The following is a 23445-nucleotide window of genomic DNA, read 5'->3' on the forward strand; positions in this document are numbered from 1 at the left end:
ATCCACCGAAGTGGACGGGGTATCAACTTCTGGCGTTGATTTTTGGCACGCTGTTGAGTTCTCAAGGAACGGACGCTTCCTTTGTACTCACCCTCTCGGGCTTTCCTCCGGGCTTTCGTTCTTCGTTCTTGCGTTTCCGACTCTATCAGAGTCAGTCTCGCTTGCTTTCCAGGTTCTTCGCTTTCGCGCTTTCCCTTTCCGGCGGTTCCAACCTTACCAGATTCTTTCCGCTCCGTTTCCGGAGTGGAATTGAATTCGGTGGCCGTTGGAAGGCCTTTCCCTTTCGGGTGGATCAGACTTTATCAGGTTTCCCTGGTCTCGAATCCCACCCGCTCGCGCATGACACGTACGGGCACACGTGTGCGCCCGGGTGTTGTGCGAGGTGGAGACGTAAACGTACTGGAGCGGGGCCCCCGGATGCAAATCCGGTTGCCCCGCTCCGGTGACGGCGCTACGGCGAGGCTCAGACCTCGACGACGACCGGGAGGATCATCGGGCGGCGGCGGTAGCCGTCCGAGACCCACTTGCCCATGGTCCGGCGGATGAGCTGCTGGATCTGGTGCGGCTCGGCGACGCCGTCGGCGGCGGCGCGGGCGATGGCTTCCTCGATCTTCGGCAGGACCGACGCGAACGCCGAGTCCTCGATGCCGGAGCCGCGGGCCTGGATGTTCGGGCCGCTGACGACCTTGCCGGTGGTGCTGTCCACCACGACGTAGACCGAGATGATGCCCTCTTCGCCGAGGATCCGGCGGTCCTTCAGCGAGGACTCGGTGACGTCGCCGACCGACAGGCCGTCCACGTACACGTACCCCGCCTGGACCTTGCCGGAGATCCGGGCCTTGCCGTCGATCAGGTCGACGACCACGCCGTCCTCGGCGATGACGATGCGGTCCTTCGGGACGCCCGTCATGGCGCCGAGCTCGGCGTTGGCGCGCAGGTGGCGCCATTCGCCGTGGACCGGCATGAGGTTCCGCGGCTTGCAGATGTTGTAGAAGTACAGCAGCTCGCCGGCGGAGGCGTGGCCGGAGACGTGCACCTTGGCGTTGCCCTTGTGCACGACGTTGGCGCCCCAGCGGGTCAGGCCGTTGATCACGCGGTAGACCGCGTTCTCGTTGCCCGGGATCAGCGACGACGCGAGGATCACGGTGTCGCCGGGGACGATCCGGATCTGGTGGTCGCGGTTGGCCATGCGGGACAGGGCCGCCATCGGCTCGCCCTGGGAACCCGTACAGACCAGCACGACCTCGTCGTCCGGCAGGTCGTCGAGGGTCTTGACGTCGACGACGAGGCCGGCCGGGACGCGCAGGTAGCCCAGGTCACGGGCGATGCCCATGTTGCGGACCATCGAGCGGCCGACGAAGGCGACCCGGCGGCCGTACTCGTGGGCGGCGTCGAGGATCTGCTGGATGCGGTGGACGTGGCTCGCGAAGGAGGCCACGATGATCCGCTTCTGCGCGCTCGCGAAGACGCCGCGGATGGCGTTGGAGATGTCGCGCTCCGGCGGGACGAAGCCCGGGACCTCGGCGTTCGTCGAGTCGGAGAGGAGGAGGTCGATGCCCTCCTCGCTCAGACGCGCGAAGGCGTGGAGGTCGGTCAGACGGTTGTCCAGCGGGAGCTGGTCCATCTTGAAGTCGCCGGTGCACACGACCATGCCCGCGCCGGTGCGGATGGCCACCGCGAGGGCGTCCGGGATGGAGTGGTTGACCGCGATGAACTCGCAGTCGAAGGGGCCGAGGTTCTCGCGCTCGCCTTCCTTCACCTCAAGGGTGTAGGGGCGGATGCGGTGCTCCTGGAGCTTGGCCTCGATGAGGGCCAGCGTCAGCTTGGAGCCGATCAGCGGGATGTCCGGCTTCTCCCGGAGGAGGTAGGGGACGGCGCCGATGTGGTCCTCGTGGCCGTGCGTGAGGACGATGCCCTCGACGTCGTCGAGCCGGTCCCGGATGGACGAGAAGTCCGGCAGGATCAGGTCGATGCCCGGCTGCTCCTCCTCGGGGAAGAGAACGCCGCAGTCGACGATCAGCAGGCGGCCGTCGAACTCGAAGACGGTCATGTTGCGGCCGATCTCGCCGAGACCGCCCAGCGGGGTGACCCGGAGGCCGCCCTTCGGCAGCTTCGGCGGCGGGCCGAGTTCAGGGTGCGGATGGCTCAAAAGTATCTCCTCACCACACACGCCAGGCACCTCGTCGTAAGGCGCGTGGCGTGCATGTCATTCGTGCATGTCATTCGTGCACGTGCATTCGTCTGTTGTGTTCGTCTTGCTTATTCAGTTGTGAAGTCTGTTGTCAGAGCTGTACCCCGCCGGCGGCGAGATCGAGCTTGAGCTGGGCCGTCTCTTCGGCCGTCAGGTCGACCAGGGGGAGGCGGAGCGGGCCCGCGGGCAGGCCCTGGAGGTTCAGGGCGCCCTTGGTGGTGATCACGCCCTGCGTACGGAACATGCCGGTGAAGACGGGCAGCAGCTTCTGGTGGATCTCGGTGGCCTTCTGGACGTCGCCGCCCAGGTGGGCTTCGAGCATCGCGCGGAGCTCGGGGGTGACCACGTGGCCGACCACGGAGACGAAGCCGACGGCGCCGACGGACAGCAGCGGCAGGTTCAGCATGTCATCGCCCGAGTACCAGGCGAGTCCGCTCTGGGCGATGGCCCAGCTGGCGCGGCCGAGGTCGCCCTTGGCGTCCTTGTTGGCCACGATCCGGGGGTGCTCGGCGAGCCTCACCAGGGTTTCGGTGTTGATCGGGACGCCGCTGCGGCCGGGGATGTCGTAGAGCATCACCGGGAGCCCGGTGGCGTCGGCGATCGCCGTGAAGTGCCGGTAGAGGCCCTCCTGCGGCGGCTTGCTGTAGTACGGGGTCACCGCGAGCAGGCCGTGGGCGCCGGTGCGCTCGGCCTCGCGGGCGAGCTCCAGGGTGTGGCGGGTGTCGTTGGTGCCGATGCCGGCGACGACGTGGGCCCGGTCGCCGACGGCTTCCAGGACGGCTCGTACGAGGTCGTTTTTCTCCGCGTCGGTGGTGGTCGGGGACTCGCCGGTGGTCCCGTTGACGATCAGGCCGTCGTTGCCTGCGTCCACCAGGTGGACGGCGAGCCGCTGCGCGCCGTCGAGGTCGAGTGCGCCATCCGCCGTGAACGGCGTGATCATGGCGGTGAGGACCCGCCCGAAGGGGGTCTGCGGAGTCGAGATCGGAGCCATGGGTAACACGCTACTCGCTGCCACGCGCACGTTGTCCCCTCGGGGGACGTCAAGAGGGTGTGGCTCCCGGCACGGACCGGGAGGGTTGTTGGATCCCGGCACTGCCTGCTCGGGGGTTCAAGCAGTGCCGGGTCCGTTTGATCAGCCTAGATGAACTTTACGAAACGTGGCAATACGGACACTTCGGACTTGACTCCGCACATCTGTACACCAGGGGCTCATCCGTCCCCATCGGGACGTACCGTCCCTTACGGGGCGACCCTGCCGTTGGCGTTGTAGGCGGCGTAGGTGAGCGGCATGAGCGAGGCCCAGTGCCGCTCCATCTTCTCGCCGACCATCTCGATCTCCCGCTGCGGGAAGGACGGGGTGGTCGCGAGCTCGTGCTGCGTGCGCAGGCCGAGGAAGTGCATGAGCGAGCGCGCGTTGCAGGTGGCGTACATCGAGGAGAAAAGTCCGACCGGCAGGACCGAACGGGCAACCTCGCGGGCCACGCCCGCCGCGAGCATCTCCTGGTAGGCCTCGTAGGCCTGACGGTACGAGTCCTCCATGACCCGGCCCGTGAGTTCCTGCTGGGCCGCGGTGCCCTCGACGAAGACGTACTTGCCCGGGCGGCCCTCCTGGACCAGCTTGCGCTCGGCGTCCGGGACGTAGAAGACCGGCTCCAGCTCCCTGTAGCGGCCCGATTCCTCGTTGTACGACCAGCCGACGCGGTGCCGCATGAACTCGCGGAAGACGAAGATCGGGGCGCTGATGAAGAAGGTCATCGAGTTGTGCTCGAACGGGCTGCCGTGGCGGTCGCGCATCAGGTAGTTGATGAGGCCCTTGGAGCGCTCCGGGTCCTTACGGAGCTCTTCGAGGGACTGCTCGCCGGCCGTGGAGACACGGGCGGCCCACAGCACGTCGGAGTCGGCGGCGGAGTGCTTCACCAGCTCCACCGTCACATCACTGCGGAAGCTGGGTTTCAGGTCTGAAGCGGCGTTCTCGCTCACCGGGGGTCCTTCCGAACGATCTCTTGGGGCGCGCCCACTCTACGGCGCGGCCCGCGGCTCCCCGCGCAGCTCTGCCACCGTCACGGGCGGCGGATCGCTCACCCCTTCAGCTGACACCCAGCCATAAAATTTGGTTAATGTCCCGAATTCAGGCACCGATTGGGCGGTTCGTACGTCTTTCCCAGTACACGACACACGTACCCGTCACCGCCGCCCCCGGGCCCTGACCGTGAGGAGAGTCGCTCTATGTTTCGCCGGAGCGAGCCCGTCCCGTTCGCCTTCGTCGCCGAGGCCGACCGCTTCCGCAGCAATGTCACTCCGCCGCCGCGCGAGCGTCTGGGCGCGGCCCAGATGGCCGCCCGTAGTCTGGTCGGGCTGACCGTGGTGGCCGGGCTCGTCGGCGCCCTGCTCTTCGGCATGCCGGCACTCCAGCCCCAGCAGGCGCCCGCCAAGTCGCAGCAGTCGCAGGCCTCCGAGGGGCGGTAGCCTCACGGTCAAGCCCAACCGAACGTGCATGTGAGTGAGGTACAGCCGTGCCCCTGCCCTTCTTGACGGCCGACCGCGCGTTGGACGCGCACGAAGACGGTGACGGCGACGAGGTCCTCGCCCACGCCGATCCCGACCGCTGGCGCCGTCCGTACCGGCCCGGGCCCTGGCGGGTGGCCGGCGCCGCCGTGCTGCTCCTGCTGGCCGCGTTCATGCTGTTCGCCACGATGATCATCGCGTTCGCGGGCACCTGGGCCGGAGCCCTCGTCTGCCTGGCCGCCGCGCTCTGCGTGATCGGTTCGGCGCTGCGGATCCTGCGGACCGGCATCTGGGTGAGCCCTTCGGGTCTGCGCCGGGTGTCCTTCTTCCGGACCCACTCGATCGCCTGGGACGAGATCACCGAGGTCCGCACGGTCCAGCAGCCCGTGCGCTGGCTGGGACTGCCGCGGACCGTCCAGGGCCAGGCCCTGACGGCGGCCGGGCGCGGCGGCGCCGAGCTGCCGGTGCTGCTGACCGACCACAACGCCGATTTCCTCTCGCGCGGCGAGGCCTTCGACCGGGCCGCCGACACGGTCGAGGCCTGGGCCGAGGAGTACCGGGCCGTGCCCGCCTGACACCGACGCCCCATGCCCCGGAAGCCCGTACGGGATCCGCTCACGCGGCCTGTACGGGCTTCCGGGGTTTCTGCGGGCTTCCGTCGTCTACGGGCCCTCTGCGGGGCTCACGAGCCCTGGCCTGCGGCCTGGCGGCGCGGCCCGCCGTGCAGGGCGATGGCGCGCTGCATGGCCTTGCGGGCCCGCGGGGTGTCGCGGGCGTCGTGGTAGGCCACGGCGAGGCGGAACCAGCTGCGCCAGTCCCCGGGCGCGTCCTCCGTCTCGGCCTTGCGGCGCGCGAAGACCTCGTCGGCGGAGTCGCGCAGGATCCGGCCGTACTGGTCCCGCTCCAGCTCGTCGACGGGCAGTCCGCCCTCGGCCTCCAGCTCGGTCGCGAGCTGGTTCGCCCGGGTCACGAACTGGGTGTTCTTCCAGAGGAACCAGACGCCGATGACCGGCAGGATCAGCACCGCGGCGCCGAAGACCACGGTCAGTGGGGTGCCCTGCCGGATCAGCAGGACGCCCCGGCTGCCGGCCAGGACGAAGTAGACGACCAGGACGGCGGCCGTGAGGAAGTAAGTGATCTTCGCGCGCATGGGTACTACTGCCTGCTCATCAGCCGAGGTCGAGGAAGTTTTCCAGGCCGAACGTGAGGCCCGGGTGCTGCACGACGCGCCGCGCGCCGAGCAGGATGCCCGGCATGAAGCTGCTGTGGTGCAGGGAGTCGTGACGGATGGTCAGGGTCTCGCCCTCACCGCCGAGGAGCACCTCCTGGTGGGCCAGCAGGCCGCGCAGGCGGATCGCGTGCACCGGGACCCCGTCGACGTTCGCGCCGCGCGCCCCGTCGAGGGCGGTGGCGGTGGCATCGGGCTGCGGGGCGCAGCCGGCCTCGGCGCGGGCGGCCGCGATGAGCTGCGCCGTGCGGGTGGCGGTGCCGGAGGGGGCGTCGACCTTGCGGGGGTGGTGGAGCTCGACGACCTCGACGGACTCGAAGTAGCGGGCGGCCTGGGCGGCGAACTTCATCGTCAGGACGGCGCCGATGGAGAAGTTCGGGGCGATGAGCACACCGGTCTGCGGGGAGCCGGCCAGCCAGGTGTCCAGCCGGCCGAGGCGCTCCTCGTTCCAGCCGGTGGTGCCGACGACCGCGTGGATGCCGTGGCCGATGAGGAAGTCGAGGTTCTCCATGACCGACGCGGGGGTGGTCAGCTCGACCGCGACCTGGGCGCCGGCCTCGACCAGCGTCTCCAGTTTGTCGCCGCGCCCGAGGGCGGCGACCAGCTCCATGTCCTCGGCGGCCTCGACGGCCTTGACCGCTTCGGAGCCGATGCGCCCCCGGGCTCCGAGAACCGCTACCCGCAGCTTGCTGCTCATGCTTCTTCGCTTCCTGTCGTACGGGCCGGGCACCGGCCGGCGGCGGCCTGTGCCCGGCCCCGGGGTGTCAGGGTCTCAGGCCACCGCTTCGCCGAGGCGGGCGGCCTGCTTCTCCTTGAGCGGGCCGATCACCGCGAGCGACGGCCGCTGGGCCAGTACGTCGGCGGCGACGGCGCGTACGTCGTCCGGGGTGACGGACGCGATCTTGGCCAGCATGTCGTCGACGGACATCTGGTCGCCCCAGCAGAGCTCGCTCTTGCCGATGCGGTTCATGATCGCGCCGGTGTCCTCCAGGCCGAGGACGGTGGAGCCGGACAGCTGGCCGATGGCCCGCTTGATCTCCTCGTCGGTGAGCCCCTCGGAGACGACCTTGTCGAGCTCGCCGCGGCAGATCCGCAGGACGTCGTGGACCTGGTTGGGGCGGCAGCCCGCGTACACGCCGAAGAGCCCGGTGTCGGCGAAGCCCGAGGTGTACGAGTACACGCTGTAGGCCAGGCCGCGCTTCTCGCGGACCTCCTGGAAGAGGCGGGAGGACATGCCTCCGCCGAGGGCGGTGTTCAGCACGCCGAGCGCCCAGCGGCGCTCGTCGGTGCGGGCGAGGCCGGGCATGCCGAGGACCACGTGGGCCTGCTCGGTCTTGCGGTCGATCAGCTCGACCCGGCCGGAGGTGCGGATCCGCTTGGTGCCGGTGCGCGGGCCGATCGGCTCGGCGTCGGTGTTCCCGAGGGAGCCGGCCTTCTCGAAGGCCGCGCGGACCTGGCGTACGACCTTGTTGTGGTCGACGTTGCCGGCCGCGGCCACGACCAGGTGCCGGGGGTCGTAGTGCTTCTTGTAGAAGCGGCGGATCCGGTCGGCGCCGAGGGCGTTGATCGTGTCGACGGTGCCGAGGACCGGGCGGCCGAGCGGGGTGTCCCCGTACATGGTCTGCGCGAACAGGTCGTGCACGCAGTCGCCCGGGTCGTCCTCGGTCATCGCGATCTCTTCGAGGATGACCCCGCGCTCGGCGTCGACGTCCTCCTCGCGGATGAGCGAGCCGGTGAGCATGTCGCAGACGACGTCGATCGCCAGCGGCAGGTCGGTGTCGAGCACCCGCGCGTAGTAGCAGGTGTACTCCTTCGCCGTGAAGGCGTTCATCTCGCCGCCGACCGCGTCGATCGCGGAGGAGATGTCGAGGGCGCTGCGCTTGTGGGTGCCCTTGAAGAGGAGGTGTTCCAGGTAGTGCGTGGCACCGTTGAGCGTGGGCGTCTCGTCCCGGGAGCCCACGTGCGCCCAGATGCCGAAGGTGGCGGAGCGGACCGAGGGCAGCGTCTCCGTGACGATGCGCAGTCCGCCGGGGAGGACGGTGCGCCGGACGGTGCCGATGCCGTTCTGCCCCTTGAGGAGGGTTTGGGTACGGGCGACGGCCCGCCCCTCCGAAGAGGGGCGGGCCGTCACACGGGAACTACGCGACGTCACTTGTCGGAGTCGTCCTTGTCAGCGTCGTCACCGGCGGCCTCGCCGTCGATCACGGGGATCAGGGAGAGCTTGCCGCGCTGGTCGATCTCGGCGATCTCCACCTGGACCTTGGTGCCGACCGCGAGCACGTCCTCGACGTTCTCCACGCGCTTGCCACCGGCCAGCTTGCGGATCTGCGAGATGTGCAGCAGGCCGTCCTTGCCCGGGAGCAGGGAGACGAAGGCACCGAAGGTGGTGGTCTTGACGACCGTACCCAGGTAGCGCTCGCCGACCTCCGGCATGGTCGGGTTGGCGATGCCGTTGATCGTGGCGCGGGCGGCCTCGGCGGCCGGGCCGTCGGCGGCACCGATGTAGATGGTGCCGTCGTCCTCGATCGTGATCTCGGCGCCGGTGTCCTCCTGGATCTGGTTGATCATCTTGCCCTTGGGGCCGATGACCTCACCGATCTTGTCCACCGGGATCTTGACGGTGATGATCCGCGGGGCGTTCGGGGACATCTCGTCCGGCGTGTCGATCGCTTCCATCATCACGTCGAGGATGTGGAGGCGGGCGTCGCGGGCCTGCTTGAGGGCCGCGGCCAGGACGGAGGCCGGGATGCCGTCCAGCTTGGTGTCCAGCTGGAGCGCGGTCACGAACTCCTTGGTGCCGGCGACCTTGAAGTCCATGTCGCCGAAGGCGTCCTCCGCACCGAGGATGTCGGTGAGGGCGACGTAGTGGGTCTTGCCGTCGATCTCCTGGGAGATCAGACCCATGGCGATGCCGGCGACGGGGGCCTTGAGCGGCACACCGGCGTTCAGCAGCGACATGGTGGAGGCGCAGACCGAGCCCATGGACGTCGAACCGTTGGAGCCGAGGGCCTCGGACACCTGGCGGATCGCGTACGGGAACTCCTCGCGGGTCGGGAGGACCGGCACGATCGCGCGCTCGGCGAGCGCGCCGTGGCCGATCTCGCGGCGCTTGGGCGAGCCCACGCGGCCGGTCTCACCGACGGAGTACGGCGGGAAGTTGTAGTTGTGCATGTAGCGCTTGCGGGTCACCGGGGAGAGGGTGTCCAGCTGCTGCTCCATGCGGAGCATGTTGAGGGTGGTGACGCCCAGGATCTGGGTCTCGCCACGCTCGAACAGCGCCGAGCCGTGCACGCGCGGGATGGCCTCGACCTCGGCGGCGAGGGTACGGATGTCCGTGATCCCGCGGCCGTCGATGCGGACCTTGTCCTTGATGACGCGCTCGCGCACCAGGGCCTTGGTCAGGCTGCGGTAGGCGGCGGAGATCTCCTTCTCGCGGCCCTCGAAGGCCGGGAGGAGCTTCTCGGCGGCGATGTCCTTGACGCGGTCGAGCTCGGCCTCGCGGTCCTGCTTGCCCGCGATGGTCAGCGCCTGGGCGAGGTCGCCCTTGACGGCGGCCGCGAGGGCCTCGTACACGTCGTCCTGGTAGTCCAGGAAGACCGGGAACTCGCCCTCGGGCTTGGCGGCCTTGGCCGCCAGGTCCGCCTGGGCCTTGCAGAGGGCCTTGATGAAGGGCTTCGAGGCGTCGAGGCCGGCGGCCACGATCTCCTCGGTCGGCGCCTCGGCGCCGCCCTTGACCAGGGCGATGGTCTTCTCGGTGGCCTCGGCCTCGACCATCATGATCGCGACGTCGCCGTCCTCCAGGACGCGGCCCGCGACGACCATGTCGAAGACGGCGTCCTCAAGCTCGGTGTGCGTCGGGAAGGCCACCCACTGGCCGCGGATCAGCGCGACGCGGACGCCGCCGATCGGGCCGGAGAAGGGCAGGCCGGCCAGCTGCGTGGACGCGGACGCGGCGTTGATCGCGATGACGTCGTACAGGTGGTCCGGGTTGAGCGCCATGACGGTGGCGACGACCTGGATCTCGTTGCGCAGGCCCTTCTTGAAGGACGGGCGCAGCGGGCGGTCGATCAGGCGGCAGGTGAGGATCGCGTCCTCGGAGGGGCGGCCCTCGCGGCGGAAGAAGGATCCGGGGATCTTGCCGGCCGCGTACTGGCGCTCCTCGACGTCCACCGTCAGGGGGAAGAAGTCGAGCTGGTCCTTGGGCTTCTTCGACGCGGTGGTGGCGGAAAGCACCATCGTGTCGTCGTCCAGGTAGGCAACGGCGGAGCCGGCGGCCTGGCGGGCCAGACGGCCCGTCTCGAAGCGGATGGTGCGGGTGCCGAAGGAACCGTTGTCAATGACGGCCTCGGCGTAGTGGGTCTCGTTCTCCACTAGCGTTTTCTCCATTTTCGTCGTCTCCGTCCGCTGCCCGTGTGGCTGCGGACGGTGCGGAGAAGCGCTCCTTGCGTGCGGGCCGGTCTTCGATCGAAGTACCCGGTTCGGTGCCCGTGGGGCTTTCCGGGTACCACTACCGAGGACCGGCGGCCTGGGAGGGCGCTCCTCCTCTTCAGTTGTGCACGTGGTTCGCCGTGCACGTTGTCCAGACTACAAAGCGTCCGGTACGTCCCGCACGTAGAGCGAGCGCACGTACAGCAAAGGGAGCGGCCCCCGAGGTGTGGGAACCGCTCCCTTCACAGCGTCTTTACTTGACGCCGGCCGCACCGCGGCGGATGCCGAGGCGCTCGACCAGCGTACGGAAGCGCTGGATGTCCTTCTTGGCCAGGTACTGCAGCAGGCGGCGACGCTGGCCGACCAGGATCAGCAGACCACGACGGGAGTGGTGGTCGTGCTTGTGGGTCTTGAGGTGCTCGGTCAGGTCCGAGATGCGCTTGGAGAGCATCGCGACCTGGACCTCGGGGGAGCCGGTGTCGCCCTCCTTGGCACCAAACTCGGCGATGATCTGCTTCTTCGTAGCGGCGTCGAGCGACACGCGTACTCCTCGTATAGGTCTTCGTGGCCACCGAGTGCCCCAGGTCGAATTCTCTGGGGATCTTCCGTAACTCGGGAGGCGGGGTCCGCTGAGCGCAGCCTCCAGAGGGTCTCCGGGGGCGCGTACACAAACGGCCGTCACACAGCGTACCAGGCTGCCGCCCGGCCCCCGTCTCAGCTGGTGAGAGAGCGGGCCCGGGCGTACACGTCCAGCACGGCGAGGGCCAGCGGGACAAGACTGAGCAGTACTGCCGCCTCGGTGAGGTCGAGCAGCCGTCCCCAGAAGGGTGACAGGCCCTTGCGGGGGATGACAAGCGCAATTCCCGCGAGGAGGGCGGCGCCGGCGGCGACGGCCGCGGAGAGCCAGATGGTACGGAGGTCCAGGCCGCCGCGGTCGTGGTACTGGACGAGCTCGCGCACCAGGTCGGCCGGCGGGTGCAGGGCCAGGCCCAGGATCAGCAGGGCGACGGCGGCCAGGCCGGCGACCAGGGTGCACACGACCTGCGAGGTGTAGCGGAAGAGCCGGGCGCGCAGCAGCATGGCCAGCCCGGTGGCGAGCGCGAGCAGCCGGCCCCAGGTGTTGTCGGAGAAGCCGAGGACGGCGGCGGAGCCGACCGCGACCGCGGCGCAGCCGCCGACCAGGCCGAGCAGCATCTCGTGGCCTCGGCGGGCCTGGGCGGCGATGGCCTCGGCGTCGAGGGGGGCGCCCGGGTCGTGCTGCTCGCCGCCGGAGGCGTCCGCGTATGCCTCGGACTCGTAGCGGTCGGGGGTCTCGTAGTCCTCGACGGCGCTCTGCGGGGCGGCGTACCCGATGGGCAGCCGGGCGAAGCGGGCGGAGAGGCCCGGCAGGAAGGCGACGAGGCCGATGGCGACGGGGGCGCAGACGGCGGCGGTCGCGGTGGCGGAGGCGCCGGTGACGATGGCGAGGAAGGTGGCCAGGGTTCCGGTGACGGCGAGGAAGGTGGCGGCGACGAAGGGGGCGTCCCCGTTCGGGGTGAGCGCGACCAGGGCGACGGAGGCGACGAGGACGCAGACGCAGCCGAGGAGGAACTGGAGCTTGCCGGGTCCCTCGCCGGCGCCGGCGGCGACGATGCCGGAGCCGGCGATCAGCAGGAGCGGGAGGGCGCCGAGGCCGAGGGCCACGGCGGAGCCGCGGTCGCGGTAGACCCGGGCGCGCACGCCGGCGGCGGCGGTCAGGAGCACGCCCGCGGCGCCGGCGATGATGCCGGGCAGGCCGTGCATGTCGTGGCGGACCGGGTCGGCGTACCAGAGGACGAAGCCGAGCAGGACGAGCAGCAGGGCGGCGCCGATCAGGCCCGCGCCCCGCAGCATGTCGTCGCTCCAGCGGTGGCGGTCGCGGACGACGGCGGAGGCGACGGCGTCGGAGACGTCGTCGAAGACGGCGGGCGGCAGCGAATCGGCGAAGGGGCGCAGGCTCAGCACCTCGCCGTCGAGCACCTGCTGGGCCGCGAGGGTGCGGGCGCCGTCGAGTACGGTGCCGTCGCGGCGGACCAGGTGGAAGCCGGTGGGGGCGCCGACGGGCTGGGTCTGGCCGGTGAGGCGCAGCAGTTCCGGGTAGACGTCGGCGACGGCGATGTCCTCGGGGAGGGCGACGTCGATGCGGCTGTCGGGAGCCACGACGGTGACCCTGCAGAAGCCCGTCGTTGCGGCCGTACTCACCTGTGTGACCCCCCTGGTTGGCGAAGCGGGTGCATGCACCGGTGCCTTGGATTCGCCGTGGATTCGCGGATGCGCATACTGCGCGGGCCACCCTACCGGGCGTATGAGTGACTGTCGGCAAGTAGGATCACCGTCGCGCAGGGGAGACCCCCTTCGCGCCCGGGACTTGGGGGCGCCGGTTGCGACGTCCCGTCCGTTTTCGAGGGATTGATGCTCCGGTGAGTCAGATCGTCGTCAAACGCCCGCCGCGGTCCTTGCCGCCCGAAGTTCCTTCGGACGAGCTGAGACTGGAGGCTCCGCCGGAGCTTCCGCGCGGGCAGCAGGAGGGCATGCTGATGCAGCTCCTGCCGATGCTCGGCATGGGCTCGTCGGTCGTCTTCTTCTTCATGCCGGGTGCGGCGCCCTTCATGCGCATCATGGGTGTGCTGATGCTGGTGTCCACGGTGGGCATGGTCCTGGCCCAGCTGGTGCGCCACCGGCGCGGTACGCAGGGGCAAATGGCCGATGTCCGGCGGGACTACCTGAAGTACCTCGCGCAGACCCGCCGTCAGGTCCGCAGGACCGCCCGGGCGCAGCGCGACGCGCAGCTGTATCTGCACCCGGCCCCGGAGCAGTTGTGGTCGGTGGTGGCGGAGGGCTCGCGGCTGTGGGAGCGGCGCGTGGGCGACGAGGACTTCGGGCAGGCCCGGCTGGGGCTGGGCGCTCAGCGCCTGGCGACCCCGCTGGTGGCGCCGGACACGGCGCCGGTGGACGAGCTGGAGCCGCTCACGGCGGGCGCGATGCAGCGCTTCCTGAAGGTGCACTCCTCGCTGGACGGACTGCCGGTGGCGGTGTCGCTGCGGGCGTTCTACCACGTGACGGTCTCCGGCGAGCCGGAGTCGGCGCGCGGGGCGGCGCGGGCGCTGGTGGCGCAGCTGGCGACGCTGCACTCCCCCGAGGACCTGGTGGTGGCCGTGGTGGCGGCGCCCGGGGCGGTTCCGTCCTGGGACTGGACGAAGTGGCTGCCGCACACGCAGGTGCCCGGGCAGGTCGACGGGGCCGGTACGAAGCGGCTGTTCAGCGATGACCTGACCGAGCTGGAGGGGCTGCTGGCGCCCCGGCTGGAGGGGCGCCCGCGGTTCAGCCGGGACGTGTCCCCGGTGCTGGACCAGCCGCACCTGGTCGTCGTACTGGACGCCAACTCGCGCGGCGGCCTGGTGCCGCCGGACTCGGCGTTCGCCGCGGCCGAGGGGCTGCAGGGCGTGACCATCGTCGAGGTGGTCGCGGGTGAGCTGGACGAGCCGCGCGGCGGGCTGTCGGTCGTGGTGCGGCCGGGCCGGCTGCGGCTGGAGTCGGGAGCGGGGGTCGCGTACGAGGGCGTGCCGGACACGCTGTCGCTGCCGGCCGCGGAGGCGCTCGCCCGCCAGCTGGCGCCGCTGCGCACGGGCGGCGGGGACGACGACGAACCGCTGCTGGCCAACCTGGACTTCACGGACCTGCTGAACCTGGGCGACGCGGCCTCGATCGACGTGGCCCGGACCTGGCGTCCGCGCTCGGCCGGCGAGCGGCTGCGCGTGCCGATCGGCGTCGGCGAGGACGGCGCGCCGGTCATGCTGGACCTGAAGGAGGCGGCGCAGGAGGGCATGGGCCCGCACGGCCTGTGCGTGGGCGCGACCGGTTCCGGAAAGTCGGAGCTGCTGCGCACCCTGGTGCTGGGACTCGCGGTCACGCACACCTCGGAGACGCTGAACTTCGTCCTCGCGGACTTCAAGGGCGGTGCGACCTTCACGGGCATGGGGCAGATGCCGCACGTGGCGGCGGTCATCACCAACCTGGCGGACGACCTCACCCTCGTGGACCGCATGGGCGACTCGATCCGGGGCGAGCTGCAGCGCCGCCAGGAGCTGCTGCGCTCGGCGGGCAACTACGCGAACATCCACGACTACGAGAAGGCGCGCGCGGCGGGCGCCCCGCTGGAGCCGCTGGCCTCGCTGGTCCTGGTCATCGACGAGTTCAGCGAGCTGCTGACCGCGAAGCCCGACTTCATCGACATGTTCATCCAGATCGGCCGCATCGGCCGTTCGCTGGGCGTGCACCTGCTGCTGGCCTCGCAGCGCCTGGAGGAGGGCAAGCTGCGCGGGCTGGACACCTACCTGTCGTACCGGATCGGTCTGCGGACCTTCTCGGCGGCGGAGTCGCGGACCGCGATCGGCGTGCCGGACGCGTACCACCTGCCCTCGGTGCCGGGTTCGGGCTACCTGAAGTTCGGTACGGACGAGATGACGCGCTTCAAGGCGGCGTACGTCTCGGGCACCTACCGCTCGGGAGGTCCGGACCTGTCGGTCGGGCTGTTCCCGGTGGAGCGGCGGCCCGCACTGTTCACGGCCACGCCGGTGCCGGTCGTGTACGCGGCCCCGGACCCGGCGTACCTGGCGGCGCAGTCGCAGCGGGAGGACGACGCCCTCGCGGACACGGTGCTCGACGTGATCGTGGGCCGGCTGGAGGGCCAGGGGGTGCCGGCGCACCAGGTGTGGCTGCCGCCGCTCGACCAGGCCCCGCCCCTGGACCAGCTGCTGCCGGCGCTGGCGCCTTCGGCGGAGCGGGGGCTGCACGCGGAGGGGTACACGCGGCCCGGCGGGCTCGTCGTACCGCTCGGCCTCATCGACAAGCCGTTCGAGCAGCGGCGCGAGGTGCTGTACCGGGACTTCTCGGGTGCGGCGGGCCACATGATGGTGGTCGGCGGTCCGCAGTCGGGCAAATCGACGCTGATGCGCACGCTGATCTCCTCGTTCGCGCTGACGCACACCCCGCGCGAGGTGCAGTTCTACGGGCTCGACTTCGGCGGCGGCAGCATGTCCTCGATCGCCGAGCTGCCGCACGTGGGCGGGATCGCCTCGCGCCTGGACCCGGAGCGGGTGCGGCGCACGGTCGCGGAGGTGGGGGGCATCCTCAACCGCCGCGAGGAGTTCTTCCGCGCGAACAACGTCGACTCGATCGGCACCTACCGGCGCCGGCGCGCGGCGGGCGACCTGCCCGGCGAGGCGTGGGGCGACGTGTTCCTCGTCATCGACGGCTGGGGCGGCTTCCGGACCGAGTACGAGGGCCTGGAGCCGGTGGTCACGGACATCGCCTCCCGGGGTCTGGGCTACGGCATCCACGTGGTGATCACGGCGGCGCGGTACATGGAGGTGCGGGCCGCGCTCAAGGACCAGATGCTGAACCGGCTGGAGCTGCGCCTCGGCGACGTCATGGACTCCGAGTTCGACCGCAAGGTCGCGGCGAACGTGCCGACGGGGATGCCGGGCCGCGGCCAGGTCGCGGAGAAGCTGCACTTCCTGGGCGCGCTGCCGCGGGTCGACGGGGCGCACGATCCGGAGGAGCTGTCGGAGGCGACGGCCGCGTTCGTGTCGGCGGTGAAGCAGAACTGGACCGGGGCCCCGGCTCCCGGCGTGCGGCTGCTGCCGCGGCTGCTGCACGCGGAGCAGCTGCCCCGGGGCGGGGACCAGCCCGGCCGCGGGCTGGCCATCGGCATCGACGAGACGGACCTGGAGCCGGTCTTCGTCGACTTCGAGAGCGACCCGTTCTTCCTGGTGTTCGGCGAGAGCGAGTCCGGCAAGACGAACCTGCTGCGGCTGATCTGCCGGCAGATCGCGGAGCGGTACACCCCGGACCAGGCGCGCCTGGTCGTCGGCGACTACCGGCGCAGCCTGCTCGGGTCGCTGCCGGAGGAGCACCTGCTGGAGTACGCGCCGATGGCGAGCTCGCTGCAGACGCACATGGAGGCGCTGGGCGGGGTCTTCTCCCGGCGCCAGCCGCCGCCGGACGTCACTCCGCAGCAGCTGCGCGACCGCAGCTGGTGGACGGGCCCGGACGTGTTCATCGTGATCGACGACTACGACCTGGTGGCGACCAGCCAGGGCAATCCGCTGGCCCCGCTGGTGGAGTACCTGCCCTTCGCCCGGGACACGGGTGTCCGCTTCATCATCGCGCGCAACTCGGCGGGCGCCTCGCGTTCGATGTACGAGCCGTTCATGCAGCGCTTCAAGGAGCTCGGCGCGCAGGGCGTGGTCCTGTCGGGCGACCCGTCCGAGGGAGACCTGATCGGCAACGTGCGTCCGCGCCCGATGCCCCCGGGCCGCGCGTACTTCTCCTCGCGCAAGCGCGGCACGTCCCTGGTCCAGCTGGGCCGCCTGGCGGACGTGTAGGGGCGCGCGACGAGCACGGACGCGGAAGCGGGGCCCGGTGGACCGGGCCCCGCTTCCGCGTGATCGGCGGGAAACGCTCCCCCGGCCGCGGCCGGAGCGTCGATAATCGGGTGGGAAGACCGCGGGAGCACCGCACCGCCGAGGGAAAGGCCGCACATGGGCACTCAGCAGGAGAAGGACGAGCTGTACGCGCTCGACATCAGCGGCGTGGAGTGGGAGGGCCCTCCGGGGTCCAGCCCCGACGAGGAGCGGGTCGAGATCGCGCGGCTGCCCGAGGGCGCGGTGGCCATGCGGTCCTCGCTCGACCGGGACACCGTCCTGCGCTACACGGCGGCCGAGTGGGAGGCCTTCGTACTCGGGGCCAGGGACGGGGAGTTCGACCTCGACCGCGGCCCGCGCTGAGTCCCGTACACGGCTGAGCCCGTACACGGCGAAGAGGGGCGCGCCCGGCCCGGGCGCGCCCCTCTTCGCATGTGGCCGACCGGGCTCAGTAGGCCTCGGTGAACAGGCGCGAGGCCTTCACGTCGGTGGCGCGGTAGTCGCCCTTGCCCTGCTCGATGAGCTTGGCGACCTGCTCCAGCTGCTTGTGCATGTGGTCGGCCTTGCCCTTGTACTTCCCCTGGAGGGTGACGTACGCCTGGTGCGCCTCACCGTCCCAGGTGTCCGTGACGACCTTGAGGGCCTGGTCCATCTCCTCCAGGTCCGTCATGATCTTCTTCGAGACGACGCGGATGCGGTTCGCCATCTCCTGGACGCTCTCATACCGGACCTTGGTGTGCCCGCCGTCGGGACCGGACATGTTGTACTCCTTCACGCTGAGTTGAGTGGGAACGACGTGACGCCGAAGGGACCTGGGCGGCAGGTCAGATGCTGTTGAGCCCCGAGCCGCCCTGGCCGGCGCCGGCCTGCACCGTCTTGAACGCCGCGCGCACGTCGTCGTCCTGCGCGTTGCTGAGGTTCTTGGTCTGCGCGACCGCGTTGTGCAGCACCCCGAGCAGACGACGGATCTCGTCGTGGTCCTCGTTGACGACCGTCTGGGCGGAAACGAAGCCCGAGGCACCCACACCGGTCCAGCCGGCGCTCACCGTGGCGAGGATGTCGGCCAGCTCGCGGGACTGGGTGGTGACGGCGCGGGCCGTCGTCTCGATCTTGTTCTTCGCCTGGACGATCGGATCGTCTGCGAGTCCGAAATTGCTCATCCGAAGCTCCTCACTTCTCAATTCGCCGGCAGAACCGGCGGATTGCGCAGCGGAAGGGAGGTTCCGGGCGCGGATCTGAGCCACGCGCCACCGGAAATCCCCTCCGCCTCACGCGATCCCCCGATCACATTCGTGAAGCCTGGTGTCACTCTAGCCAGTTCATCTTCCAGCCCCAACACCGGTGGGCCGCTTCCGTTGACGAACCGTGACGGTTCACTGCAAACGGCCGCGGCGCTTGCGGGCGTCGCGCACCACCGTCGCCGTGCCCGCGATGACCGCGATCAGCACGCCCGCGATGCCGAGAGCGTACGTGCCGAACCGCTCCTCCCGCTCCTGCGCCGTCTCGGTCAGCCGCAGCGCCGCCGCCTCGGGGGCGGCCGCCGGGGGCGGGCCGGGATCCGGGACCGGGGCCCTGGGGACCTCGTGGTCCTGGCTGACGGCGCGGACCGGGTCGACGACCCCCCAACCGACGTAGTCGTCACGGCCGTTGACCGAGCGCTCGGCGGTGCCCTGGATCTGCCAGACGATCTGCTGCGGGGTCCAGTCCTCGTGCTCGGCGCGCAGCAGGGCGGCGACCCCGGCGACGTACGGCGCCGAGAAGCTGGTGCCGTTGTCGATGCACTGGCCGAAGCCGGGGACGGTGGAGACCATGTCCACGCCGGGCGCGGCGACCCCGATGAAGTCGCCGGGCTGGGAGAACGCGGCCCGCTCGTTGTTGCGGTCCGAGGAGGCCACGGCGAGGACCCCGGGGAAGGCCGCCGGGTAGGTCTTGCGCTTCTCGCCGGTCATGCCGTCGTTGCCCGCGGAGGCCACGACCACCACCTTGGCGTCGACGGCCCGCTGGACGGCCTTGGCCAGGTCGGAGTCGGCGGTCAGGGGGACGTCGGTGTCCTGGGAGATGTTGATGACCTGCGCGCCCTTGGACACCGCGTGGTCGATCGCCTGGCCGAGCGAGAGGGCGTTGCCCTTGCCCTGCCCGTCGTTCTGCCGGATCGGGATGATCACGGCTTCGGGGGCGAGGCCCACGAAGCCGGTGCCCTCCTGCGGGCGGGCCGCGATCAGCCCGGCGACCTTGGTGCCGTGGCCGACCGTGTCGGTGGTGCCGTCGCCGCCCTTGGGGTCGATGAAGTCCTTGCCCGCTCCCACGTCGATGGCCCCGCTGAGCTGCGGGTTCGCCCGGTCGACGCCGGTGTCGATGACCGCGACGCGGACGGGCTTGCCGTTCTTGTCCTTACCCTTGGTCCGCGCCCAGAGCGCGTCGAGCAGCAGCCTCTGAAGGGCCCAGGGCCGGTCGGCGATCTGCTTCTTCATGGGGAAGGTGCACTCGCCGGCGCCCGCGAGGCGCAGGGGGGCCGCTGCGGCGGCCGGGGCGCGCGGCGGCTGCGGGTGCGGAGCCGCGTCGGCCGCGGCGGCCGTACCGGACAGGGCGGCGACGGCGAGCGCGGCGGTGAAGAGCGCGCCGCGCGCGTACGGGGAGGCGGGCATCGGCTTGAGCGTCGGCTTGGGCATCGGCGGCTTCCTCACGAACCCTGCGGCTGACGGGCTGAGTTGGTGTCCAGGCGCGGCCCCTTCGAGAGGAACTCGGACCACGCGATGGGCACCAGGGCCGGGGTGACCGTCCCGTAGCCGAGCCGGATCTGCGCCTGGCTGGCCTCGGGGCGCCCGTCCGGGGCCGCCTGGCCGTTCTGCTGGTCGGGGGCGCCGATCTTCGACTTCTCGGCGTCGCTGTCCCCGTTGGCCTGCACCGCGTACCGCAGGCCCGTGTCGGTGACCAGGAACAGGGCGCCGCCCGCCGTGGTCTGCCGGCCCTGGACCTGCGTGTAGAGCAGTCCCGAGCCCGGTGTGACGTACGCGCTGGTGCCGCTGGCGGTGATGTCGATGGGGAATCCGGTCCCGGCCCACGTGCTCAGCGTCTGGCCGCCCTGTCCGTCGACCGAGCGCAGCACGTTGCAGACCGTGTCGCGGTCGCCGCCCCGGGCCCCGGCCTCGGCGGCGGCCGTCATGTTGATCCGGTCCGTCTTCTTCTGCGGCCACTTGGCCTCGCCCTTGAACGCCGTGGCGTCCGGGTTGAGGGACTGGAGGTCCACCTCGTGGGGCTTGCCGTGCATGTTGAGGCCGTCGGTCGCGGGCGCCGAGATCAGCAGCCACGCCACGAAGTCGGAGACGGGGGCGACCTTCCCCGGCAGCACGACGTAGTGCTGCGCACCTGAGCCGGTCTGCGCCTTCAGCACCATGCCGACCTTGTTGTCGGCGGTGGTCAGGCCCTGGACGTCGGCCTTCGTGCCCGCCGGGACGGGCAGTTGCGGGAAGGCCAGGTCCTCACCGGAGTTGAGGGTGGCCAGCCACGACTCGGTCACCTGCTGCGGGGTGGCGCCGGTGCTGCCGACCAGTGCGTTGGTCATCTTGCCCGCGTCCGCGCCGCCTTCGGGGAACTTGTACTTCGTCCCCGAGGCGTCGACCAGGTAGCGCTCCTTGGCCCCGCCGGTGTTCTGCACGTACAGCATCTGCGTGTCGCCGAGCTTGCGCGCGTCGTCCATCAGCCCCGCCTCGCGGTCGGCGAGGACGAACGTCGCGGTCTGCACGGTCTTGCCGTTGCCGCCCGGCGCCTGGCAGACGGCCCACCGCTTGGCCTTGCCCGCGTCCTGCGGGGCCGGGAGCCGGTCGGGGGCGTACGGGATGCCGATGATGGGCCCGCGCGGCGGCCTGCCCGCGTCCAGGACCTTGTCGTCGATCTGGATGACCTTGAACTTCTGCGGATCCAGCAGGAGTCGGGCCGAGGCGAGGTTGAGCACCGGGTGCAGCCGGGTCTGGTCCTTGCCGTTCACCTTCGTCGTCAGCACCACGTAGCGGGTCGTCGACTGCTTGCCGACGATGACCTTCGTACCGGCCTCGTCCCAGCCCTTGGGAGCCTGCGGCTTGAACATCCCCCAGGCACCGAACGCGGCGAGTACGAGCGCCCCCGCCACCAGCCCGGGCAGGACCGCGCGCAGCGGCCGCGGCGCGCCCTCCTCGGAGCCCGTTGCGGAAGGCTGGAGGAACGCGGCCACCGTGCGCCGCTTCGCAAAGGTGTACGCGTTGAGTTCATCACGTCGTGATGCCATGACCGCCTGCTTCTCCCCGCACGGCCCGGTCGGTGAGTACGGTCCCCGGGCCTCGATTGTCGGACCGGGCACCTACTATGCCTCTTGACGGAGGGCGGGTTCGGGCCGGGTAGGGTGAGGCCGCCGCTTCCTGCCTTCCGGACCGCGCGAATTCACGGGCCGTCGGGGCATCAGGGCTTGTTGGGGTGGATTGGGGAGATTCCGGGGTCATGCGGCGGGCAGCGTCCGGCTCCGGCACTCACGGGGTACGGCCCCGGGAAGGGGAGGTGGGCGCGTGATGGCCACCGCGACGCAGCCGCAGACGGGTGCACCCGCATCCGCACGCGGCGGGGTGACGCCGAATCCGAAGTCGAGCCCGGGCCGTTTCGGCCCGTTCCGATTGCAACAGCTCGTACTGCTCCAGATCGCCGCGGCCGCCCTGCTGGTGGCCTGGGTCGTGGAGCCGATGCTGCTGGTGCCCGCCGGTGTCCTGGCGCTCGCCCTGGTGGTGCTCGCCGTCGTACGCCGCCACCAGCGCTCCCTGCCCGAGTGGCTCGGCGGCGCCCTCGAACTGCGCGCGCGCCGCCGCCGGGCCGCCTCGTTCACGCTGCCCGCGGGGACCGAGCCGGGGCTGGCACCGCTCGTCGAGGCGGATCCGGCGCTGCGGACCCTCACGTTCAGCGACCGCGACCGGCGGCCCGTCGGGATGGTCGGCGACGGGACGTTCCTGACCGCCGTCGTCCAGGTGGACATGGACGCCACCGCGCTGCGGCCCGACCGCGGCGCGCGGCCGCTGCCCCTGGGCCTCGTACGGGACATCCTCGAAGTGGACGGCATCCGGCTGGAGTCGGCGCAGCTGGTGCAGCACACGCAGCCCGCGCCGGCGCCGCACCTGCCGGCCCAGTCGATGGCCACCCGCAACTACGCGCCGCTCCAGGCCGCCACGGGCACCCCGGCGGTGCGGCTGACCTGGATCGCGCTCAAGCTGGATCCGGAACTGTGCCCCGAGGCGGTCACCGCGCGCGGCGGCGGGCTCGCGGGCGCGCAGCGCTGTGTGGTGCGTGCCGCCGACCAGTTGGCGAGCCGGCTGACCGGGGCCGGTTTCCGGGCCACCGTGCTCACCGAGCAGGAGCTGACGGGCGCGCTGGCCACGTCCTCGTGCGCGAACCCGATGGCGATCACGCAGGCGGGGCGCTCGGCGAGCACCGGCCGGCGGACGGAGGAGACGGCGCGCATCTGGCGCTGCGACGACCGGCGGCACACCACGTACTGGATAGCCCGCTGGCCGCAGCTCGGCGGCAGCGGGGCGGCGTCCCTGCCGCAGTTCGTGGCGCTGCTGACCTCGCTGCCGGCGCTGGCGACGAACTTCAGCCTGACGATCGCTCCGGCGGAGCGCCAGGGCGTGACGCTGACGGGCCACGTACGGGTCACCGGGCGCAGTGACGAGGAACTCGTGGCCGCCCGCCGTGAACTGGAGCGGACGGCGCGCGGCGTGCGCACCGGGCTGGTCAGGCTCGACCGTGAACAGGTGCCGGGGCTGCTGGCCTCGCTGCCGCTGGGAGGGGCGCGATGAGGGGCGGCTTCGGGCTGATCGGCCCGCGCCGGGAACGGCACACGGTCCCGGCGGTGGAGCTGGACGTGCTGGCACTGCCCGTCGGCGACGACGGGGTGGTCATCGGCGTGGACGCCGAGGGGCGTCCGGCGGTGCTCGGCATCAACCGGCCCACGCCCTACGAGGTGACGCTGATCGGCGGCCTGTGGACGGCCCAGGTGCTCGCGCTGCGCGCGGCGGCCACGGGAGCGCGCGTGGCGGTGGAGACCGGGCGCGGGCAGGTGTGGTCGGGGCTGGCCCAGGCGGCGGGCGGCGGGCAGCAGTGCGTGACGCTGCACGAGGTCGGCCGGGTGCCCCCGCAGGGCGCGTCGGCGGGCAGCCCCGTGCTGGTGATCCGGGACTGCGGGATGCGGCCGCCGCGCGGGCGCGTGGTGGCGGGGCCCTGGCAGTCGGTGCTGACCCTGTTGCCCTACCTCAGCCCGACGGCGCCGCGGCTGCTGCAGAACTCCTCGCTGGTGGGCGTCCAGCGGGTGTCCCCTGACGAGGCGGAGCAGCTCGGCCGCCTGATGAACCTGACGCGGGCGGCGGTGGATTCGCTGCCGACGCTGGGTGACGGGGTCACCCTGTGGTGCACGCCCCGGGACCGCCAGTTCGTGATGACGCAGGGCACGGAGGCCGAGACCGGCCTCCTGGGCCCGTCCCGGCGCATCGACTGAGCGGCATCCGGCCCCGTCGGCCGGAGCCGGTGACGGTTGCTCAGGAGACGGCCACCCTGTAGGCAGGACGGGAAGGACGAGGCCACCGGCGCCGGCCCGCGGGGCCGGGCCCCGCGGCCCGTTCCACGGGGGCGGACACCGG

General features: G+C 71.2%; 19 protein-coding genes. 6 read left to right on the plus strand and 13 right to left on the minus strand.

Going from position 1 to position 23445, the window contains the following annotated elements; all coding sequences use genetic code 11:
• Nucleotides 1-463: 463 nt before the first annotated feature.
• From ACFYXV_RS00005 to thyX, 3 genes are all read right to left on the minus strand, one after another.
• Nucleotides 464-2149, minus strand: coding sequence for a ribonuclease J (locus tag ACFYXV_RS00005; protein ID WP_366100821.1), 1686 nt, complete (start codon nucleotides 2147-2149; stop codon nucleotides 464-466).
• 133 nt (nucleotides 2150-2282) lie between these two features.
• On the minus strand, nucleotides 2283-3182 hold the full coding sequence (gene dapA, locus ACFYXV_RS00010) for a 4-hydroxy-tetrahydrodipicolinate synthase (RefSeq protein ID WP_383351477.1): 900 nt from the start codon (nucleotides 3180-3182) through the stop codon (nucleotides 2283-2285).
• Nucleotides 3183-3430: 248 nt separating this feature from the next.
• A complete protein-coding gene (gene thyX, locus ACFYXV_RS00015; RefSeq protein ID WP_359182060.1) occupies nucleotides 3431-4171 on the minus strand; it encodes an FAD-dependent thymidylate synthase in 741 nt (246 codons plus the stop codon).
• Between the two features lie 246 nt (nucleotides 4172-4417).
• Between thyX and ACFYXV_RS00020 the strand changes: the two genes are divergently transcribed.
• Both ACFYXV_RS00020 and ACFYXV_RS00025 read left to right on the plus strand, forming a co-directional pair.
• Entirely contained in the window at nucleotides 4418-4657 is a 240-nt protein-coding gene (locus ACFYXV_RS00020) for a hypothetical protein (RefSeq protein WP_385476639.1), read from the plus strand.
• Between the two features lie 47 nt (nucleotides 4658-4704).
• Complete coding sequence (locus tag ACFYXV_RS00025) at nucleotides 4705-5271, plus strand: PH domain-containing protein (protein ID WP_385476641.1); 567 nt, start codon at nucleotides 4705-4707, stop codon at nucleotides 5269-5271.
• 107 nt (nucleotides 5272-5378) lie between these two features.
• Here the strand turns inward: ACFYXV_RS00025 and ACFYXV_RS00030 are convergent, their stop codons facing one another.
• The 6 genes from ACFYXV_RS00030 to eccD all read right to left on the minus strand — a co-directional run bounded on the left by ACFYXV_RS00030 (nucleotide 5379) and on the right by eccD (nucleotide 12572).
• Nucleotides 5379-5846 carry a hypothetical protein gene (locus tag ACFYXV_RS00030; RefSeq protein WP_383351483.1) on the minus strand — a complete coding sequence of 156 codons (468 nt, stop codon included), beginning with the start codon at nucleotides 5844-5846 and terminating at the stop codon, nucleotides 5379-5381.
• Nucleotides 5847-5865: 19 nt separating this feature from the next.
• A complete protein-coding gene (gene dapB, locus ACFYXV_RS00035) occupies nucleotides 5866-6621 on the minus strand; it encodes a 4-hydroxy-tetrahydrodipicolinate reductase (protein WP_385476645.1) in 756 nt (251 codons plus the stop codon).
• A gap of 75 nt (nucleotides 6622-6696) precedes the next feature.
• The gene (locus tag ACFYXV_RS00040) at nucleotides 6697-8076 is read right to left on the minus strand and encodes a M16 family metallopeptidase (RefSeq protein ID WP_383351489.1); all 1380 of its coding nucleotides are present in this window, start codon (nucleotides 8074-8076) and stop codon (nucleotides 6697-6699) included.
• Nucleotides 8073-10295: a polyribonucleotide nucleotidyltransferase gene (locus ACFYXV_RS00045; RefSeq protein ID WP_030161432.1), complete on the minus strand. Its 2223-nt coding sequence runs from the start codon at nucleotides 10293-10295 to the stop codon at nucleotides 8073-8075. Before ACFYXV_RS00045 ends, ACFYXV_RS00040 begins: the two co-directional genes overlap by 4 nt.
• Nucleotides 10296-10605: 310 nt before the next feature.
• Nucleotides 10606-10893 (minus strand): 30S ribosomal protein S15, encoded by a 288-nt coding sequence (gene rpsO / locus ACFYXV_RS00050; RefSeq protein ID WP_383351492.1) that lies wholly within the window; start codon nucleotides 10891-10893, stop codon nucleotides 10606-10608.
• Nucleotides 10894-11066: 173 nt separating this feature from the next.
• Complete coding sequence (gene eccD / locus ACFYXV_RS00055; RefSeq protein WP_385476649.1) at nucleotides 11067-12572, minus strand: type VII secretion integral membrane protein EccD; 1506 nt, start codon at nucleotides 12570-12572, stop codon at nucleotides 11067-11069.
• A 218-nt stretch (nucleotides 12573-12790) separates the two neighbouring features.
• Between eccD and eccCa the strand changes: the two genes are divergently transcribed.
• Complete coding sequence (gene eccCa, locus ACFYXV_RS00060; RefSeq protein ID WP_385476652.1) at nucleotides 12791-16756, plus strand: type VII secretion protein EccCa; 3966 nt, start codon at nucleotides 12791-12793, stop codon at nucleotides 16754-16756.
• Between the two features lie 156 nt (nucleotides 16757-16912).
• Nucleotides 16913-17158 carry a DUF397 domain-containing protein gene (locus tag ACFYXV_RS00065; protein ID WP_030161442.1) on the plus strand — a complete coding sequence of 82 codons (246 nt, stop codon included), beginning with the start codon at nucleotides 16913-16915 and terminating at the stop codon, nucleotides 17156-17158.
• Between the two features lie 85 nt (nucleotides 17159-17243).
• On the opposite strand, the gene ACFYXV_RS00070 is transcribed toward ACFYXV_RS00065, so the two are convergent.
• From ACFYXV_RS00070 to eccB, 4 genes are all read right to left on the minus strand, one after another.
• Nucleotides 17244-17555: a WXG100 family type VII secretion target gene (locus ACFYXV_RS00070; protein ID WP_383343478.1), complete on the minus strand. Its 312-nt coding sequence runs from the start codon at nucleotides 17553-17555 to the stop codon at nucleotides 17244-17246.
• A gap of 64 nt (nucleotides 17556-17619) precedes the next feature.
• Nucleotides 17620-17955, minus strand: coding sequence for a WXG100 family type VII secretion target (locus ACFYXV_RS00075; RefSeq protein ID WP_054220986.1), 336 nt, complete (start codon nucleotides 17953-17955; stop codon nucleotides 17620-17622).
• Nucleotides 17956-18168: 213 nt separating this feature from the next.
• Nucleotides 18169-19464: a type VII secretion-associated serine protease mycosin gene (gene mycP / locus ACFYXV_RS00080; RefSeq protein ID WP_389381670.1), complete on the minus strand. Its 1296-nt coding sequence runs from the start codon at nucleotides 19462-19464 to the stop codon at nucleotides 18169-18171.
• 11 nt (nucleotides 19465-19475) lie between these two features.
• Nucleotides 19476-21056: a type VII secretion protein EccB gene (gene eccB / locus ACFYXV_RS00085; RefSeq protein ID WP_385468260.1), complete on the minus strand. Its 1581-nt coding sequence runs from the start codon at nucleotides 21054-21056 to the stop codon at nucleotides 19476-19478.
• Nucleotides 21057-21333: 277 nt separating this feature from the next.
• Between eccB and eccE the strand changes: the two genes are divergently transcribed.
• On the plus strand, nucleotides 21334-22608 hold the full coding sequence (gene eccE, locus ACFYXV_RS00090) for a type VII secretion protein EccE (protein WP_383343468.1): 1275 nt from the start codon (nucleotides 21334-21336) through the stop codon (nucleotides 22606-22608).
• Entirely contained in the window at nucleotides 22605-23303 is a 699-nt protein-coding gene (locus ACFYXV_RS00095) for a hypothetical protein (RefSeq protein WP_385468257.1), read from the plus strand. Before eccE ends, ACFYXV_RS00095 begins: the two co-directional genes overlap by 4 nt.
• The last annotated feature ends 142 nt before the right edge of the window (nucleotides 23304-23445 follow it).

Source organism: Streptomyces sp. NPDC002181 (genome assembly GCF_042890485.1).
In the GTDB taxonomy this organism is placed as follows: Bacteria; Actinomycetota; Actinomycetes; order Streptomycetales; family Streptomycetaceae; genus Streptomyces.